This window comes from Kribbella sp. NPDC051770, from assembly GCF_040681455.1.
Lineage (GTDB): Bacteria > Actinomycetota > Actinomycetes > Propionibacteriales > Kribbellaceae > Kribbella.
The window spans coordinates 95,390-111,845 of record NZ_JBFAYT010000016.1 but is presented as its reverse complement, the minus strand read 5'-3'; the positions used below and the strand labels follow the sequence as shown (position 1 = coordinate 111,845).

Below are 16,456 nucleotides of genomic sequence, written 5' to 3'. Positions count from 1 at the left end.
CGCGACCAGCCCGAATCCTCTTGTTCTGATGGAGCTCTGTCATGCCTTCGTTTCTCGAGGCGCCGATCACCGGCGCCTACCAGCTCGTGTCCTTCGTCGCCTCCGCGCTCGAACCCGTCGGTGGCCCGTACGCCGCCGCGCTGGCGATCGTCGTCTGTACGCTCGCCGTCCGGTTGCTGCTGCTGCCACTCAGCCTGGCGGCGGTGCGCGGTGAGAAGTCCCGTGCGGTGCTGATGCCGCAGATCCAGGAGATCAGCAAGAAGCACGCCAAGAACCCCGAACGCGCGCAGCAGGAGATCGCCAAGCTGCAGGCCGACTCCGGGACGACGCTGCTCGCGGGCTGTCTCCCGATGTTCGCCCAGCTGCCGTTCTTCTGGGTGCTGTACACGCTCTTCACCCGCGCGGTTGTCGGCGGCGAACCGAACGACCTGCTCAGCGGCACGCTGTTCGGTGCGCCGATCGGGGTGCACTGGCCGGTCTTCGCGACCACACCGGCGTACGTCGGACTCGCGCTGCTGCTGGCCGTCGTCGCGTTCTTCTCGGCCCGCCGCCAGCTCGCGCGGCTCGACGCGAGCGCGACGCCGATGAGCCGGAACCTCGCACGCCTGCTGCCGTTCGGCACGCTGCTGACGGCGGCCTTCATCCCGCTGGCCGCCGGGCTCTACCTGCTCACGACGACCACGTGGACGGTGGTCGAGCGGACGATCCTGCTGCGCTGACGCTCACCGGTGCGGGCCGCGGTGGCCCGGCCCGGACCGGTCGGACTGCTGACCGGGCGGGCGGCCGCGGCCCGACTGCCGGCGATGATCGGGCGGCGAGCCCTGCGATCCCTTGGATCCCTGGGAGGCCGACCACATCTCCTCGACGGTGAAGGCGTCGACCGCGGCCTGGGCCTTCTCCACGGCTTCCTTGGCCTTCCGCACCATCTCCTCGGCCAGCTCCGGTGGCCCGGCCGCCGCGGCTCCGCCGGCCGCCGCCCCACCGGCCGCGGCCCCGCCGCCGGCACCTGCACCTGCGGCGGTCGCGCCCTTGACCGGCGGCAGTCCGCGCTCCATCGCTCGACGCGTCTCCGCGATCCGTGCCGCTTCGTCCCGCTCCGGAGTCGGTTCGCCAGGTTCTGCCACGCCGCGACCCTAGTCGCGCGCCGGGGTCAGCCCCGCAGGCGCAGTTCCAGCCCGTCGAGAATCCGTTCCAGGCCGTACCGGAACGTCTCGTCGGCATCCGACTCCGGCTCGCGTTCCCGGTACGCCGCGTACAGGTCGCGTAGGTGCGGGTGTTGCTGCGCAGCGGCCTCCCCGGCCGGCCAGGACTTCGCCGTCCACTCCTCGACGGCCTGCCCGGTGCGCTTGAGTCGCGTCAGCGTCGCGGCCTCGTTGCCGGCCACGCCGAGCACGAAGCCGACCACCGTCTTCGACGCCTGGTCGGCCTCGATCACGCCGAACCCACCGACCCGGTAGAGCGCGAGCATCCGGTCCGAGACCGCCATCAGGTTCGGCCCGATGTAGGTCAGCCCGACCTCGGCCAGAGTCGTGGCCACCCACGGGTGCCGCTGGATCAGCGAGCGCAGGCTGTTCGCCGTCGCGACCGCGGCCTCGCGCCACTGCGGGGGCTCGGTGATCTCGGGGACCTCGAACTCGCCGTACACCGCGTCGACGCACAGCTCGAGCAGGTCGTCCTTGGTCGCGACGTGCCAGTAGACGGCGGTGGCGGCGGCGCCGACCTCGGCGCCGAGCTTGCGCATGCTGAACGTGTCGACGCCGTCGGCGTCGAGCAGCTTCAGCGCCGCGCCGACGATCTGCTCCTGGCTGAGGGCCGTCTGCTCACGCCGCCGCCCGCGCCTGGGTCGGGTTCCGACCTCTTCCGCCACCGTTCCACCTCCGCCGTTGGTGCCGTCATCGTACGCCAGGAATTGAACACCGTGCAGGACTTGACCACTGTTCAATTTTAATTGCACACTGTTCAAGCAAGCTGAACAGCGTTCAATAAACGTGAGGGGACCCCCGATGAGCACCGAACCGCACCCGCGCCGCTGGCTGATCCTGGTCGTGCTGTGCCTGAGCACCTTCGTCCTGGTCCTGGACAACGGCGTGCTCAACGTCGCGATCCCGGCGCTGACCCAGGATCTGGGTGCGACCGCGCAGGACATCCAGTGGATCGTCGCCAGCTACATCCTGGTCTTCGCCGGCCTGCTGCTCACCGCGGGCAGTCTGTCCGACCGGTACGGCCGCCGCCGGGTGATGATCGTCGGCCTCGCGATCTTCGGTCTCGCCTCCCTGGTCGCGACGTACGCCGGTAGCCCGGAGCTGCTGATCGCCGGCCGGGTGCTGATGGGCATCGGGGGAGCGGTGGTGATGCCGAGCACGCTGTCGATCCTCATCACCGTCTTCGACGACGCCGAACGCCGCAAGGCGATGTCGATCTGGAGCTCGGTGCTGATGGTCGGCCTGATCGGCGGCCCGGTGCTCGGCGGCGCGCTGATCGCGCACTTCTGGTGGGGCTCGGTGTTCCTGATCAACGTCCCGGTCGTCGCCCTGGCGATCGCCGCCGCGCTGATCTGGATGCCGGAGTCCAAGGGTCCGTGGCGCAAGCCCGACCCGCTCGGCGCGGTGCTGTCGACGGCCGGTCTGGTCGCGCTGGTGTGGTTCATCATCGAGCTGCCCGAGCACGGCGTCTCCTGGCCCGCGCTCGCCGTCGCCGTCGTCGGCCTGACCGCGTTCGTCGCTTGGGAGCTCCGTACGCCGGAGCCGATGGTCCCGCTGCACCTGTTCCGCGACCGCAACTTCAGCGGCGGATCGCTCTCGCTGGTCCTCGTCCAGGTCGGCAACGGCGGCCTGATCCTCGCGCTGATGCAGTACCTGCAGCTCGTGCTGGGCTTCTCCGCGACCAAGGCCGGCCTGGCGCTGGTCCCGATGGCGATCGCGGTGATCGTGGTGAACGGCCTCGGCGCGACGCTCGGCCAGAAGATCGGCAACCGGCCGATGACGGTCGCCGGCCTGGTCCTGCTGGCCGGCGGCTTCGGGTTGATGGCGATGCTCGACGCACACGACAGCTTCGCCAAGGTCACGCTCGCCCTGCTCGTCCTCGGCGCGGGCAGCGGCTTCGCCCAGCCCGCGGCGACGGCCGCCCTGATGGGCGCCGTACCGCACGAGCACGCCGGAGTCGGCTCCGCGCTGAACGACACGATGCAGCAGGCCGGCGCCGCACTCGGCATCGCCATCCTCGGCAGCGCGATGGCCGAACGCTTCACCTCCGGCATGCCCGCCGGTACGCCGGACGCCGCCCGCGGCTCGATTGGCGAAGCGCTCGCTGTCGCCGCCGCGACTGGCGACGGCGCCCTCGCCGAGGTCGCCAAGACCACCTTCGCCTCCGCGATGTCGAGCACCTTCGTCGCCGGCGCCGCGGCCGTCCTCGGCTCGGCCGTCCTCGCCCTCGTCCTGCTCCGCGACACGAAGCCGGCCGACGCCACGGTGGACGTCGCCGCCCTGACCACCGCGAAAGGCTGACCACCATGAAGCTCGATTTCCAGGCCGCCGAAGCTCTGCTCCGGCACAACCGCTCGAAGCTCGTCGAGGCCGGCAGCATCTCGCCGCAGTGGGTCGACGACGGCTTCGTCTACCAGGTCACGCGCGGCGGCGAGGAGAAGACCTATCGCGTGGACCCGACCGCCGGCACCCGGGTCGAGGCCACCGGCCTGCCCGACCGGCCTGGTACCGGCGACTTCCTGGCCGTCGTCTCGCCCGACGGCAAGTACGAGGTGATCCGGCACGGACCCGACCTGTGGCTGCGCACCGTGGCCGACGGCACCGAACGCCCGCTGACGACCGACGGCGAGACCGACAACGCCTACGGCACGAACTCGTTCTCCGTCGACGTGCTCCTCGGCAAGATCGGCCTACCGCACCTGCCGCCGGCTGTCGCGTGGTCCCCGGACTCGACCCGCGTCCTGACCCACCAGCTGGACCGCCGCGAGGTCCGCGAGACGCACCTGATCGACGTACTGCCGGAGGGTGAGGCGGCGCCCGAGCTGCTGACCCAGCGCTACGCGTTCCCCGACGACGAGCACCTGCCGCTGCAGCGGTACGTCGTACTCGATCTGGACGGCGGCGCGGTCCGCGCTCAGGGCGAGCCGCAGTACGTCGGTGTGCTGTCGCCGATCACGCTCGAGTGGGTCTGGTGGTCCGGGGGCGACGTCTACTTCATCGAGCAGCCGAGGGACCAGCGGAGCCTCACGATGAAGCGGCTCGACACCAGGACCGGCGCGACCGAGGTGATCCTGACCGAGACCGGCGACACCCGCCTCGAACCCAACCAGTACGGCCAGGAGCGCGCCGTCACCCGCGCCGCCGGCGACGACTTGCTCTGGTACAGCCAGCGCGACGGCCGACCACACCTCTACCGCTACGACCTCCGCACCGGCGAGCTGCGCAACCAGGTCACCTCGGGGGAGTGGAACGTCCGCCGGATCCTGCACGTCGACGACACCGTCGTCTGCTTCACCGCCGTCGGCTTGGTTGCCGAAAGCCCCTATCGCGAGACCCTCTGCCGCGTCCACCTCGACGGCACCGGCTTCGCCCGGATCACCGACGACGACCTGCACCACGACGTCGCGGTCCCGCCGAACGGCAAGTACTTCGTCGACACCGCGTCGACCGTCGACCGGCCGCCGGTCATCACGGTCCGCTCCTGGACCGGCGAAGTGCTGATCGAGCTGGAGCGTGCCGACGTCACCCGCCTGCTCGCGACCGGCTGGCAGCCGCCCGAGGAGTTCCGCGCGCTCGCCGCCGACGACGTCACCGAGATCTTCGGCCTGCTCCACAAGCCGCACGGCTTCGACCCGGCCGCGAGCTACCCGGTGCTGAACAGCCCGTACCCCGGCCCGCACGTGAACCGCACCGCCCCCAGTTTCGACCCCGGCCACTTCGGCCCGGACGCCGAGGCGCTCGCCGCGCTCGGGTTCGTCGTGATCGCCGTGGACGGCCGCGGGACGCCGGGCCGGACCAAGGCGTTCCACGACGCGTCGTACCGCCACCTCCAGACCGCCGGGATCGTCGACCACGTCGCCGCGATCAAGCAGCTGGCGGAGTCCCGGCCCTGGATGGATCTCGACCGGGTCGGCGTGTACGGCATGTCCGGCGGCGCGTTCGCCACCGTTCGTGCGATGGGCGAGTTCCCCGGCTTCTTCAAGGCCGGCGTCGCCGAGTCCGGCAACCTCGACAACCGCATGTACCTGCAGCAGTGGGGCGAGACGTACGCCGGCCCCGTCGGCGAGCAGGACTACGCCGAGGTCTCGCTGCTCGACCTCGCCGACCGGATCGAGGGCCGCCTGCTGCTCGTCCACGGTGGCCTGGACGACAACGTGCAGCCGCACCACACGCTCCGCTTCGTCGAACGACTGATCGCCGCGGACCAGGACTTCGACCTGCTCATCGTCCCGCGCGGCGAGCACGTTCTGCTGGGTTACGAACATCACGTCGTACGGCGTCGCTGGAACCACCTGCTGCAGCACGTCGCTGGTGTCACCCCACCGGCGTACCGCCTGAAGCCGGCCGAGATCGACCTCGCGGTGATCGCCAAGATGTTCGGCTGAGCGCGTTCCGGACTGTGGCACGCATGTCGTGACAAACACGCGCCGATGGGTAACGTGTCGACGATCCGCCATCGATCGGAGGCAGACCGTGACCACCGCCCCAGTGGTGAAGGCCCCGCCCGGAGCCAGCCGCACCCGTTACCTGATCCTCGCGCTCGCGTTCGTCGGGCTCTCGCTGAACTACCTGGACCGCGCGAACCTGAGCGTGGCGCTGCCGTTCATCGAGGACGACCTGCACCTGGATCTGAGCAACGCCGAGAAGGGCCTGATCCTCGGCGCGTTCTTCTGGGCGTACGACGGCGCGATGCTCGCGGCGGGCTGGTTCGCGGACAAGGTCGGGTCCCGCAAGGCCTTCACGTTCGCCGCGGTCTGGTGGTCGGTGATCACCGCGCTGACCCCGCTGGCCCGCGGGTTCTGGTCGCTGTTTCTGTTCCGGTTCGCGCTCGGCGCGGGAGAGGCACCGGCGTACCCGAGCGCGACCAAGGCGTCGTCGCGCTGGTTCCCCAAGCACGAAAGGGCGTTCTCCACCGCGGTCATCGACTCCGGCTCGCGGGTCGGCACGGTGCTCGCGCTGCCGGTGGTGACGGCGCTGATCGCGCTGGTCAGCTGGCACTTCTCGTTCGTCGTCCTCGGTGTGGTCGGGCTGATCTGGGCGTGCGCCTGGTACTGGTACTACCGCGACCCGATGGAGCACAAGGGCGCGAACGCCGAGGAGCGCGAGTACATCGCCGCGCACGGCGCCCGGCTGGAGGAGAACGACGACCGGGACGCCGTCGAGGTGCGCTGGCGCGACCTGTTCCGGTACCGGACCGTGCGCGGCATGATGCTCGGTTTCTTCTGCCTGAACTTCGTCATCTACTTCTTCCTGACCTGGTTCCCGTCGTACCTGAAGGACGCCCGCGGGCTCGACCTGGCCGAGCTCGGCACGCTCGGGACGCTGCCCGGGATCACCGCGATCGCCGGCGCCTGGATCGCCGGCCTGACCGCCGACCGGTTCATTCGGCGCGGTGCCGACGTGACCCGGGTCCGCAAGACGGTGATGGTCGGTGGGCTGCTCGGTGGCGCGGCGATCGTGTTCGCGGCGCCGGCGTCGTCGGTGTACGTCGCGCTGCTGTTCCTGGCGATCTCGTACGCGAGCCTGGCGATCGCGGCGACCGGGATCTGGTCGCTGCCCGGCGACGTGGCTCCGAGCTCGCGGCACGTCGCGTCGATCGGCGGCATCCAGAACTTCGCCTCGAACATCGCGGGCATCATCAGCCCGTTCCTGTTCGGGCTGCTGCTCGACCTCAACGACGGCTCGTACGGGCCGTCCTTCGCGGTCGCGGCCGGGGTCGCCGTGGTCGGCGCGCTGACCTACGCGTTCGTCGTCGGCAAGGCCGAGCCGCTGCCGGCGCTGCGCCGGTAATTGCCGAAACGGCAAGGAAGTTTGCGCGCCTCGGTCCGACGTCACATGATCGGAGCATGACGACAGAAGAACTCCCCGCCGACCACTGGAACACCTTCTACGCCGAGCGGGACCAGATCTGGAGCGGCAAGCCGAACGTCGTACTGGTGGCCGAGGTCGCCGGGCTGACGCCGGGGCGTGCGCTCGACCTCGGGTGCGGTGAGGGCGCCGACGCGATCTGGCTCGCGCAGCAGGGGTGGACGGTGACCGCGGTGGACATCTCGACGGTCGCGCTCGAGCGCGCGGCCGGGCACGCGAAGGACGCCGGCGTCGGCGACAAGATCGAGTGGGAGCAGCACGATCTCGGGTCGTCGTTCCCGGAGGGCTCGTACGACCTGGTGTCGGCGCAGTTCCTGCACTCCAAGACCGAGCTGGCCCGGGAGGCGATCCTGCGCAGCGCGGCGGGCGTCGTCGCGCCCGGGGGAGTGTTGCTGATCGAGGGGCACATGGGCTTCCCGCCCGGTGAGCACAACCCGCACCCGGAGATCCGCTTCCCGTCACCCGACGAGGTGATCGCCGACCTTGCGCTGCCAGAGGACGAGTGGGAGGTCCTGGTCAGCACGATCCACGACCGGGCGCAGATCATGCGCGACGGCGAGCAGATCAATCGCCGCGACTGCACGGTGAAGCTCCGCCGCCGCTGACGGCACTGTTCATCACGAGGATCCCTCAGGTTCATCGCTCGCGGTGAACCTAGGGATCGTGAACACCCCTGACCTGGTCCAAGAGCTCGGCTTTCGCGTCCTCGACGAGGAGGACGACGACCCGGTGCTGCTGCGCGCCGACGGCACGCCGGTCGACACTTGGCGCGAGGGCTACCCGTACGGCGAACGCCTGAGCCGCGAGGTCTACGACCGCGACAAGCGGCTGCTGCAGATCGAGCTGCTGAAGCTGCAGTACTGGGTGAAGCGCTCGAAGAAGAAGCTGGTGATCGTCTTCGAGGGCCGCGACGCGGCCGGCAAGGGCGGCACGATCAAGCGGTTCATGGAGCACCTGAACCCGCGCGGCGCCCGGATCGTCGCGCTGGAGAAGCCGACCGAGCGCGAGCAGACGCAGTGGTACTTCCAGCGCTACGTCGAGCACCTGCCGGCGGCCGGCGAGATGGTGCTGTTCGACCGGTCCTGGTACAACCGGGCCTGCGTCGAGCGGGTGATGGGCTACTGCGGCGAGGACGAGTACCTGGAGTTCATGCGGCAGGCGCCGGCTTTCGAGCGGATGCTGGTCCGGTCGGACATTCTGCTGGTGAAGCTGTGGTTCTCGGTGTCGCAGGCCGAGCAGCAGACCCGGTTCACGATCCGGCAGATCGACCCGGTCCGGCAGTGGAAGCTGTCGCCGACCGACCTCGCGTCGCTAAACAAGTGGGCCGACTACACCGAGGCGAAGGAGGCGATGTTCCACTACACGGACACGCCGGACGCGCCGTGGACGGTCGTGAAGAGCAACGACAAGAAGCGCGCCCGGCTGGAGGCGATGCGGCACGTGCTGTCGCTGTTCGAGTACTCCGACAAGGACCACGAGCTGGTCAGCCACCCGGACCCGAAGATCCTCGGCCCGGCCGCCGAGGTGCTGGAGCACGGCGAGTCGGCGAACCGGAGCTTCCCGGAGCTCTAGTCGATCAGCGGCAGTGAAACGGTGAAGGTCGCCCCACCTCCTGGTGTGTCGGTGACGGCGACCTCCCCACGGTGCGCGGCAACCAGCGCGGCGACGATCGAGAGTCCGAGACCTGATCCGCCGGTGACCCTGGTCCGGGCCGAGTCCGCACGGTAGAACCGCTCGAACACGCGCGCCTTCTGCTCGGCGCTCAGCCCTTGCCCGGTGTCCGCGACCTCCAGTACCGCGCGCCCGTCGCGCGTCCCGACCGACACGGTCACCGGCGCGTCGACGGGGGTGTGGTGCAGCGCGTTGCTGACGAGATTGCCGATGACCTGCCGCAGCCGCGCCTCGTCGCCCTCGACGACCGGCGCACCGGAGTTCGGCAGGATCTTCAGGCTGACCGTGCGCTCCGGCTGCACAGCCTCCACGTCATGGACGGCGTCGCCCGCGAGCGTGAGCAGGTCGACCGGCTGGTACTGCAACGGCCGCTGCTGATCGAGCCGCGCGAGCAGCAGCAGGTCGTCGACGAGCAGGCCCATCCGTTTGGCTTCGTCCTCGATCCGCTTCATCGTCGCGGGCTCCATCGCGCCGCCACGCTGCCGGGTGAGTTCGGCAAACCCACGGATCGAGGTGAGCGGCGTCCGCAGCTCGTGACTGGCGTCCGCGACGAACCGCCGCATCCGGTCCTCGGACTGCCGCGCGTGCTCCTCCGACTGGCGAGCGAGCTCGGCCGAGCGCCGCGCCGACTCCTCCGAGCGCCGGGCCGCCGACTCCGATGCCGTGCGTTGGGCGAACGCCGTCTCGATCTGTCCGAGCATCTGGTTCAGCGCCAGCGACAACCGGCCGACCTCGGTCCGCGGGTCGCGCTGCGGGACCCGCCGGCTCAGGTCTCCGCCGGCGATCGCGACGGCTGTGTGCTCGACGTCCTCCAGCCCGCGCAGACTGCGCCGTACGACGTACGTCGCGACGCCGGCCAGCAGGACGAGCAGTATCACTCCGGCGGCGATCTGCACGCCGACCAGCTGCTCGATCGTGTGGTCCATGTCGGCGAGGCTCTGGCCGATCATCACGTAGCCGTCACCCGCGCGCAGCGGGACGGCGAGCACCCGCCAGGTGTCGCCGCCGGAGACCGCGCCGGTGTCGAACGGGTGATTGCCCTTGGCAACCACCTGGGCGAGGGTCAGCTCCGGCAGCGCCGGTTCGCCCTCGGTCTCGCGGAGCGGCTGGTGGAAGGGCCCGCCCTGGACCTCGGAGCCGTCGGACTGGAACCGCTGGACGAAGAAGGCACTCGGTAGCCGTCCCGCCCCGCGCGGTGGGCGGTCCGGGCCCGGGCCCGGTGGCTGTGCGGCGAACTGCTTGGACGCCTCGGTGAGCTGGCTGTCGACCCGGTCGATCAGGTAGCCGCGCATGATCGTGGTCGCGACCAGGCCCGACGCCACCAGCGCGGCGGTGACGAGGGTGAGCAGGACGATGACGATCGTGATCCGCAGCGGGTAGCGCTCGGTGAAGCGGCGGTGCGAGAAGAAGCGGCGAGCCCCGGCACCGAGCCGGACGCCGTTGCCGGTCGACATCAGTTGGGTCCTCGCGGCGTCCGCAGCACGTAGCCGACGCCGCGAACGGTGTGCAGGAGCTTCTGGTCGCCGGTGTCGACCTTGCGGCGCAGGTACGACATGTACGACTCGACGACACCGGCGTCGCCGGCGAAGTCGTAGTTCCAGACCGCGGACAGGATCTGGCCCTTCGACATCACCCGCTCGGCGTTCTCCAGCAGGCAGCGCAGCAGCTTGAACTCGGTCAGCGACAGCTGCACCGCCGTACCGGCCTTGAAGACCTCGTAGCTGTCCTCGTTCAGCTCCAGGTCGGCGTACTTGAGGACGGCCGGCTCGGTCGCGGTCTGCTCGCGGTGCCCGGAGCGGCGCAGCAGCGCGCGGACCCGCGCGACCAGCTCGTCCAGGCTGAACGGCTTGGTGACGTAGTCGTCGCCGCCGGTGTGCAGGCCGAGCACCTTGTCCTCGACGGCGTCCCGGGCGGTCAGGAAGAGGACCGGCACGTGCCGGTCCTCTCCCCGCAGCCGCCGGACCACCTCGAACCCGTCCAGCCCGGGCATCATCACGTCCAGCACCACCAGGTCGGGCTCGACCTCGCGGGCCTTCTTCAGCGCCTCGGCCCCGTGCGTCGCCGTGGTCACGTCGTACCCGGCGAACCGCAGGCTCGCGGACAGCAGCTCGACGATGTTGGGTTCGTCGTCGACCACCAGAAGATGCGGGCTCATGGACCCCAGTCTGCCCCCGGGACCCGTGCGAACCCTGGCACCTTCCTGGCAGTTCGCTGTGAAGGTCAGCGCGGGCCGCGCTTGAAGCCCCACTTCTCGCGCGCCGCGTCCCGGGTGGTGCCGTCGTTGACGGTGGTCGCCGTGGCGACGTTGTTGGCGACCACGGCCGACACGGTGACCTGGTTGCCGACCTTCACGTCGTCGATGCCGTCCCGGGCAGCGTTCACCAGGGTGTCCTCGGTGAGCGTGTACTCGCGGCTGTAGCCGTCCGCACTCTTCACGGTGAGCTTGTCCTTGCTGACCGCGGTGACCTCACCGCGCTGGGTGGCGACGGTCTGGTAGCCGCCGCCCTCCTTCTCGACCACGAACTCGCCGTGCAGCGCGCCCATCCCGAGCCCGAACTCGCCGCCGTGCCGGCCGGGTCCACCCGGGCCCGGCTTGCCCGGCTCGGCCGGAGCCGAGGGGTCGGCCGGTGCCGACGGCGATGCCGACGGATTGGCTGACGGCGTGGGGGACGGGTCGGCGTTGGTGGTGGCCCAGGCGACCCCGCCGGCGGCCGTGGTGACGACCACCGCCGCGACGGTCCCGACTAGCCGCCACGGTTTGTCGGAGAGCTTCTCGAACGACGCCATCTGCAACTGCCTCCCGGTACGACGTACCAGGCCGTCACCTGGTACTGGTCGTCCCACCCTGCGCGGCCGACCTGAGACGGGCCTTGGGCGAGGCTGGCAAAACCCTGGCAGTCGTTCAGATCACCAGGAGACTCAGACCAGCCAGAGCACTGCGACCAGCCAGACCGCCGCCGCGAGCGCCGTACCGACGAACTCGATCAGGATCGACAGCCCGGTCGCGCGCAGCGCGTGTTTCGTCGACGCCCAGGCGGCCGGGTGCGTGCCGAGCCGCTGCCGCTCCGACAGGTACACGCCGAGCGGGAACCCGACGAACATGCCGACCACCGGGATCACGAAGAACCCGACGATCCCGAGCAGCACGCCGACGAACATCGACCGTCTGGGCACGCCGGACTCGCGCAGCCGGCGTTCCGGTACGACGTACTTGACCACCTGGCTGGCACCGATCAGGACCACGGCCGCGGCCAGCACGACCCAGCCGGTCGGGCTCTGCACCTCCAGCGCCCAGATCAGGATCGCGGCGAGACTCAGCAGGGCGCCGGGCAGTACCGGCACCACGATGCCGAGGATGCCGACGAAGATCGCCACACCGACCAGGAACGTCGCAACGGAGTTCACGCCCCCAACTCTGCCGCAAAACGGTCCGCTTAGTGTGGACGCATGGCTGACTCACTACCTGCCCTGCACGAACTGGTCACCACGCTCGCCGCGCCGTGGGAGGTCCTGTCCCCGCGGTCGGGCCAGCTGACCGGGTCCGGCGCCGAGGGCGTCTTCGCCCGGGACCGCCGGGTGCTGTCCCGGCTGGAGGTGTCGGTCGACGGCCGGGAACCGCTTCCGGTGCACGTCGACGAGCGGCCCGGTACGACGATCTTCGGCGCGGTCCTGGTCGGCCTGGGCGACGCCGGCCACGACCCGACGGTCCGGCTCCGGCGGACCCGCACGGTCGACGGGGACGGGTTCACCGAGCGGTTCACGGTCGTGAACAACTCGCACCAGACCGTCGCGTGCCGCCTCTCGGTTGCGATGGGCACCGACCTGGCCGGTACGGCGGAAGTCCGCAGCGGCGCCGCCGCGGAGCTTCCGGCGCTGGTCCCGAGCGCGGACGGCCCGGCGCTGGTCTGGGAGAACGCCGCGGGAACGCGGGTGAGCGCTCTCTGCGATCCCGCGGCCGTTCTCGGCGCCGACGGCTTCGAGTGGCCGCTGCAGCTGAAGCCCGGCGACGAGGTCACCTTCACGCTGCGCGTCACCGCCACGTTCCCGGCGGCCACCGGCTTCGAGATCAAGGCGCCCGAGCGGCGTCCGGCGTACGGCGAGATCGCGCTCTCCTGCGACGACTCGCGCGTCGACCGCTGGTTCCGCCGGTCGCTCGACGACCTCGCCGCGTTGCAGCTGGGGACGGGCAGAGAGCGCTATCTCGGGGCCGGCCCGCCCTGGTACCTGACGCTGTTCGGCCGCGACTCGCTGATCTCGTCCGGCATGCTGATCCCGGTCGACCCCGAGCTCGCCGCCGGAACGCTGCGCGCGCTGGCCGCGTGGCAGGGCACCAAGGTGGACGCCGACGCGGCCGAGCAGCCGGGCAAGATCCCGCACGAGCTGCGCGCCGAGGTCGCCGACCACGGGCACGGGCTGGTGCTGCCGGCGGCGTACTACGGGACGCACGACGCGACCCAGCTGTGGATCACGACGCTGCACAAGGCGTGGCGGTGGGGGATGCCCGCCGACGAGGTCCGGGAGTTGCTGCCGAACCTGCAGAGAGCGCTCACCTGGATCCGCGACTTCGCTGATCCCGACGGTGACGGGTTCCTGGAGTACATCGACGAGTCCGGGCACGGGCTGGCGAACCAGGGCTGGAAGGACTCGAGCGACTCGGTCCAGTGGCCCGACGGCACGATCGCGACCGCGCCGATCGCGCTCTGCGAGGTCCAGGGCTACGCGTACGCCGCGGCGGTCGCCGGCGCGGAGCTGTTGACCGCGTTCGGCGCCGAGGGCGCCGACGAGTGGTTGGAGTGGGCGGCCGCGCTGAAGACCCGGTTCCGGGAGAAGTTCTGGGTCGACGGGTACCCGGCGATCGCGCTCGACGGCGAGAAGCGCCCGGTCGCCGGCCCGGCGTCGAACATCGGGCACCTGCTCGGCACCGGACTGCTCGACGCCGACGAGGAGGCGATCGTCGCGGACCTGCTCGGCGAGCACCAGCTCGACAGCGGCTTCGGCCTGCGCACCCTCACGATCGAGATGACCGGTTTCAACCCGCTCGGCTACCACACCGGCAGCGTCTGGCCGCACGACACCGCCATGGCCGTCCAGGGCCTGTACGCCGCCGCGCGTCCTGCGGTCGCCGGCTCGTACGTGCGTGGGCTGGTACAGGCCGCCGAGGCGTTCGGCTACCGGCTGCCCGAGCTGTACGGGGGAGCGGGTATCGGCGAGGAGAGCACGCCAACGCCGTACCCGCTGTCCTGCCGGCCGCAGGCCTGGGCCGCGGCCTCGGCGGTCGCGGTCGTCGTCGCGGCGCTCGGGATCGAGCCGAACGTCCCGGCGGGCACGCTTGACATCACGCCGGCGAGCGACTTCCCGTGGCGTTCGCTGAAGCTCGACGGTGTGCGCGTCGGCGAGCGCCTGCTGTCGATCGAGTACACGGACGGCAACCTCACGCTGAGCTAGAGCTGGTTCGGGCTCGACGTGAGGTTGAGGTTCAGTGCGCGAGAGCGCTGAGAGCCGCGACCAGAGCGACGGCGAGATAGCTTCCGCCGGCCAGGTAGCGCTGGATCTGGGTGCTGCGCGGTGAGCGGAAGCGCCGGCCGATCGCGTCGGCACCGACGGCGTAGCAGAGGTCGAGGACGAGCCCGATCACCAGCACGGCCAGCCCGAGCAGCAGCATCTCGCTGCGGACCTGACTCGCGCCCGCGTCGCGCGTCGTGAACTGCGGGAGGAAGGCGAGGAAGAACAGCGCGGCCTTCGGGTTGAGCAGGTTCACCAGCACCCCCGCGCGGAACACCTTGCCGAGCGGCTCGGTGTTCAATCCGCCGAGCCCCGACGAGCTTCCGGTACTCCGCAGCGTCTTGATCCCGAGGTACGCCAGGTACGCGGCGCCCGCGAGCGAGATCACCGTGAACAGCTCCGGCGACGCCTCCAGCACGGCGACCAGCCCGAGCGCGGTGACCAGGATGTAGACCACCGACCCGGTCTCGATCGCGAACGCCGACACGACACCGGCCCGGCGGCCCTGGGTCAGGCTGCGCAGCGAGATGTAGATGTTGTTCGGCCCCGGCATCCCGACCAGCACCACGGTCGCTCCGACGAACCCGAGCAGCTGCCCGATTCCCATCCTCACCCCTTCAACTGGACTGCGTACCGGACTAGCCTGTCGGCTCCACGCCCAGTCCACCCGAGCCAATCCGAGGAGAAGTGGACCGTTCCGGAGATCCCGCTGTCCTGGCCGACCTGATCGGCCGCCGGCTGACCGGCCGCGCCGGCGGCCTGTACCGCCGCCTGGCCGACGCGCTCGCCGCGCTGATGGGTTCGGCCGAGCTCCCGGTCGGCGCCAAGTTGCCCGCCGAGCGCCGGCTCGCGGAAGCGCTCGCCGTCTCCCGCAGCACGGTTGTGGCGGCGTACGACGAACTGCGCGCCCGCGGCCTGGTCGAGCGCCGCCGCGGCAGCGGGACGACGGTCGCCCGGTCCGCGAGCCGCGGCCGGTCGACCGCCGACAAGCGGATGCCGATCGGGTACGGCGAGTCGCTGTTCCACCGGATCACGGTCGGGCCCGGCGACGTGATCTCGATGACGTACGCCGTCGACCCCGGCATCCCCGACCTGGCCGCCGAGGTCGAGGACCTCGCCCGCACCGACCTGCCGGCGCTGCTGCAGGACGTCGGCTACCACCCGCGTGGCATCGAGCCGCTGCGGACGCGGATCGCCGAGCACTTCGAGGAGTCCGGGCTGCCGACGAGCGCCGACGAGATCGTCGTCACCAGCGGCGCGCACCAGGCGATCGCGCTGGTCACCGCGATGTACCTGCGGACCGGCGCCGCGGTCGTGATCGAGCAGCCGAGCTGGCCGGGCTGCTTCGACCTGTTCGGCGCCGCGGGTGGGCGCGTGGTCGGCGTACCGCTGGACGACGCCGGGATCCGGCCGGACCTGCTCGAGGCGGCGCTCAAGGAGCACCAGCCGGCGATGCTGTTCGTGATGCCGACCTTCCACAATCCGACCGGCCGGCTGATGTCACCGGCCCGGCGTCGCCAGGTCGCCGAAATCGCCGCCCGGTACGGCGTCGTGGTGGTCGAGGACAACGCTTATTCCGCCGGCGATCCGGCCGGACCGGAAATACCGCCGCCGCTGGCGGCGTACGCACCAGGGAATGCGGAGGTGCTCACCATCGGCTCGGTGTCGAAAGCGGTCTGGGGCGGTTTGCGGATCGGCTGGATCCGGGCGCCGCGGCCGTTGGCCGACCGGCTCGCGCGGCACAAAGCGCTGGCCGATCTCGGGAGCCCGGTGATCGACCAGGCGCTCACCGCGCGACTGCTTCCGCGGCTTGCCGAGGTCACCGCCGAACGGGCACGGCTGGCGACCGGACGGCGTGCGCACATCGGCGAGTTGCTGCGCGATCGGCTGCCCGAGTGGGAGTGGGAGGAGCCGGCCGGGGGATCGGCGTTGTGGGTCCGGCTGCCGGACACCGACGCGCGGGTGTTCGCGCAGATCGCGTTGCGGCACGGCGTCGAGGTGGTCGCCGGGCACGCGATGGACCCGACCGGTGACCACGACAACTACCTGCGGTTGCCGTTCGCGTACGCGCCGGAAGTACTTGTCGACGCAGTCAATCGCTTGGCTGGTGCTTGGCAGGAACTGCGCCGGCACGGGCCGGAGCCCGGCGTACCGATGGTGTGAGGAAGGCAACAACTCGCCGGACAGGACTGATGGTGGCCACCCGTGAGGGT

The 16,456-nt window shown here is 70.8% G+C and carries 15 protein-coding genes; 8 read left to right on the top strand and 7 right to left on the bottom strand.

All coding sequences use genetic code 11. The annotated features are described in order from the left end of the window. The first annotated feature begins 41 nt into the window (after nt 1–41). Nucleotides 42–719, top strand: coding sequence for a membrane protein insertase YidC (gene yidC, locus AB0M01_RS35740; protein ID WP_363676937.1), 678 nt, complete (start codon nt 42–44; stop codon nt 717–719). A gap of 3 nt (nt 720–722) precedes the next feature. Here the strand turns inward: yidC and AB0M01_RS35735 are convergent, their stop codons facing one another. Next, the gene (locus AB0M01_RS35735) at nt 723–1,124 is read right to left on the bottom strand and encodes a hypothetical protein (RefSeq protein ID WP_363676936.1); all 402 of its coding nucleotides are present in this window, start codon (nt 1,122–1,124) and stop codon (nt 723–725) included. Nucleotides 1,125–1,150: 26 nt separating this feature from the next. Next, nucleotides 1,151–1,867, bottom strand: a complete 717-nt coding sequence (locus AB0M01_RS35730; RefSeq protein WP_363676935.1) for a TetR/AcrR family transcriptional regulator C-terminal domain-containing protein — start codon at nt 1,865–1,867, stop codon at nt 1,151–1,153. A gap of 136 nt (nt 1,868–2,003) precedes the next feature. Here AB0M01_RS35730 and AB0M01_RS35725 point away from each other — a divergent pair, with 136 nt between their 5' ends. The 5 genes from AB0M01_RS35725 to ppk2 all read left to right on the top strand — a co-directional run bounded on the left by AB0M01_RS35725 (nt 2,004) and on the right by ppk2 (nt 8,642). After that, nucleotides 2,004–3,503, top strand: a complete 1,500-nt coding sequence (locus AB0M01_RS35725; RefSeq protein WP_363676934.1) for an MFS transporter — start codon at nt 2,004–2,006, stop codon at nt 3,501–3,503. Between the two features lie 5 nt (nt 3,504–3,508). Then, nucleotides 3,509–5,587, top strand: a complete 2,079-nt coding sequence (locus AB0M01_RS35720) for a DPP IV N-terminal domain-containing protein (RefSeq protein ID WP_363676933.1) — start codon at nt 3,509–3,511, stop codon at nt 5,585–5,587. Nucleotides 5,588–5,675: 88 nt separating this feature from the next. Continuing rightward, entirely contained in the window at nt 5,676–6,992 is a 1,317-nt protein-coding gene (locus AB0M01_RS35715) for an MFS transporter (RefSeq protein WP_363676932.1), read from the top strand. Between the two features lie 56 nt (nt 6,993–7,048). Beyond that, the gene (locus AB0M01_RS35710; protein ID WP_363676931.1) at nt 7,049–7,675 is read left to right on the top strand and encodes a class I SAM-dependent methyltransferase; all 627 of its coding nucleotides are present in this window, start codon (nt 7,049–7,051) and stop codon (nt 7,673–7,675) included. 58 nt (nt 7,676–7,733) lie between these two features. Continuing rightward, a complete protein-coding gene (gene ppk2 / locus AB0M01_RS35705) occupies nt 7,734–8,642 on the top strand; it encodes a polyphosphate kinase 2 (protein WP_363676930.1) in 909 nt (302 codons plus the stop codon). Here ppk2 and AB0M01_RS35700 read toward each other — a convergent pair. The 4 genes from AB0M01_RS35700 to AB0M01_RS35685 all read right to left on the bottom strand — a co-directional run bounded on the left by AB0M01_RS35700 (nt 8,639) and on the right by AB0M01_RS35685 (nt 12,146). Beyond that, on the bottom strand, nt 8,639–10,195 hold the full coding sequence (locus AB0M01_RS35700; protein ID WP_363676929.1) for an ATP-binding protein: 1,557 nt from the start codon (nt 10,193–10,195) through the stop codon (nt 8,639–8,641). The genes ppk2 and AB0M01_RS35700 overlap by 4 nt on opposite strands. After that, complete coding sequence (locus AB0M01_RS35695; RefSeq protein ID WP_363676928.1) at nt 10,195–10,896, bottom strand: response regulator transcription factor; 702 nt, start codon at nt 10,894–10,896, stop codon at nt 10,195–10,197. The genes AB0M01_RS35700 and AB0M01_RS35695 overlap by 1 nt, the downstream gene beginning before the upstream one ends. Nucleotides 10,897–10,961: 65 nt before the next feature. Then, on the bottom strand, nt 10,962–11,528 hold the full coding sequence (locus AB0M01_RS35690) for a hypothetical protein (protein WP_363676927.1): 567 nt from the start codon (nt 11,526–11,528) through the stop codon (nt 10,962–10,964). A gap of 132 nt (nt 11,529–11,660) precedes the next feature. Beyond that, nucleotides 11,661–12,146 carry a DUF456 domain-containing protein gene (locus AB0M01_RS35685; protein WP_363676926.1) on the bottom strand — a complete coding sequence of 162 codons (486 nt, stop codon included), beginning with the start codon at nt 12,144–12,146 and terminating at the stop codon, nt 11,661–11,663. Between the two features lie 42 nt (nt 12,147–12,188). Between AB0M01_RS35685 and AB0M01_RS35680 the strand changes: the two genes are divergently transcribed. Beyond that, nucleotides 12,189–14,186: a glycogen debranching N-terminal domain-containing protein gene (locus AB0M01_RS35680; RefSeq protein WP_363676925.1), complete on the top strand. Its 1,998-nt coding sequence runs from the start codon at nt 12,189–12,191 to the stop codon at nt 14,184–14,186. 31 nt (nt 14,187–14,217) lie between these two features. Here the strand turns inward: AB0M01_RS35680 and AB0M01_RS35675 are convergent, their stop codons facing one another. Further along, nucleotides 14,218–14,850 carry a LysE family translocator gene (locus tag AB0M01_RS35675; RefSeq protein WP_363676924.1) on the bottom strand — a complete coding sequence of 211 codons (633 nt, stop codon included), beginning with the start codon at nt 14,848–14,850 and terminating at the stop codon, nt 14,218–14,220. Nucleotides 14,851–14,930: 80 nt separating this feature from the next. On the opposite strand from AB0M01_RS35675, the gene AB0M01_RS35670 reads away from it, so the two are divergent. Beyond that, a complete protein-coding gene (locus AB0M01_RS35670) occupies nt 14,931–16,406 on the top strand; it encodes a PLP-dependent aminotransferase family protein (RefSeq protein ID WP_363676923.1) in 1,476 nt (491 codons plus the stop codon). Nucleotides 16,407–16,456: the final 50 nt, after the last annotated feature.

Coding starts and splice junctions, on each gene's coding strand:
- yidC (WP_363676937.1), top strand. CDS start 42: ATGCCTTCGTTTCTCGAGGCGCCGATCACCGGCGCCTACCAGCTCGTG.
- AB0M01_RS35725 (WP_363676934.1), top strand. CDS start 2,004: ATGAGCACCGAACCGCACCCGCGCCGCTGGCTGATCCTGGTCGTGCTG.
- AB0M01_RS35720 (WP_363676933.1), top strand. CDS start 3,509: ATGAAGCTCGATTTCCAGGCCGCCGAAGCTCTGCTCCGGCACAACCGC.
- AB0M01_RS35710 (WP_363676931.1), top strand. CDS start 7,049: ATGACGACAGAAGAACTCCCCGCCGACCACTGGAACACCTTCTACGCC.
- AB0M01_RS35700 (WP_363676929.1), bottom strand. CDS start 10,195: ATGTCGACCGGCAACGGCGTCCGGCTCGGTGCCGGGGCTCGCCGCTTC.
- AB0M01_RS35695 (WP_363676928.1), bottom strand. CDS start 10,896: ATGAGCCCGCATCTTCTGGTGGTCGACGACGAACCCAACATCGTCGAG.
- AB0M01_RS35690 (WP_363676927.1), bottom strand. CDS start 11,528: ATGGCGTCGTTCGAGAAGCTCTCCGACAAACCGTGGCGGCTAGTCGGG.
- AB0M01_RS35680 (WP_363676925.1), top strand. CDS start 12,189: ATGGCTGACTCACTACCTGCCCTGCACGAACTGGTCACCACGCTCGCC.
- AB0M01_RS35675 (WP_363676924.1), bottom strand. CDS start 14,850: ATGGGAATCGGGCAGCTGCTCGGGTTCGTCGGAGCGACCGTGGTGCTG.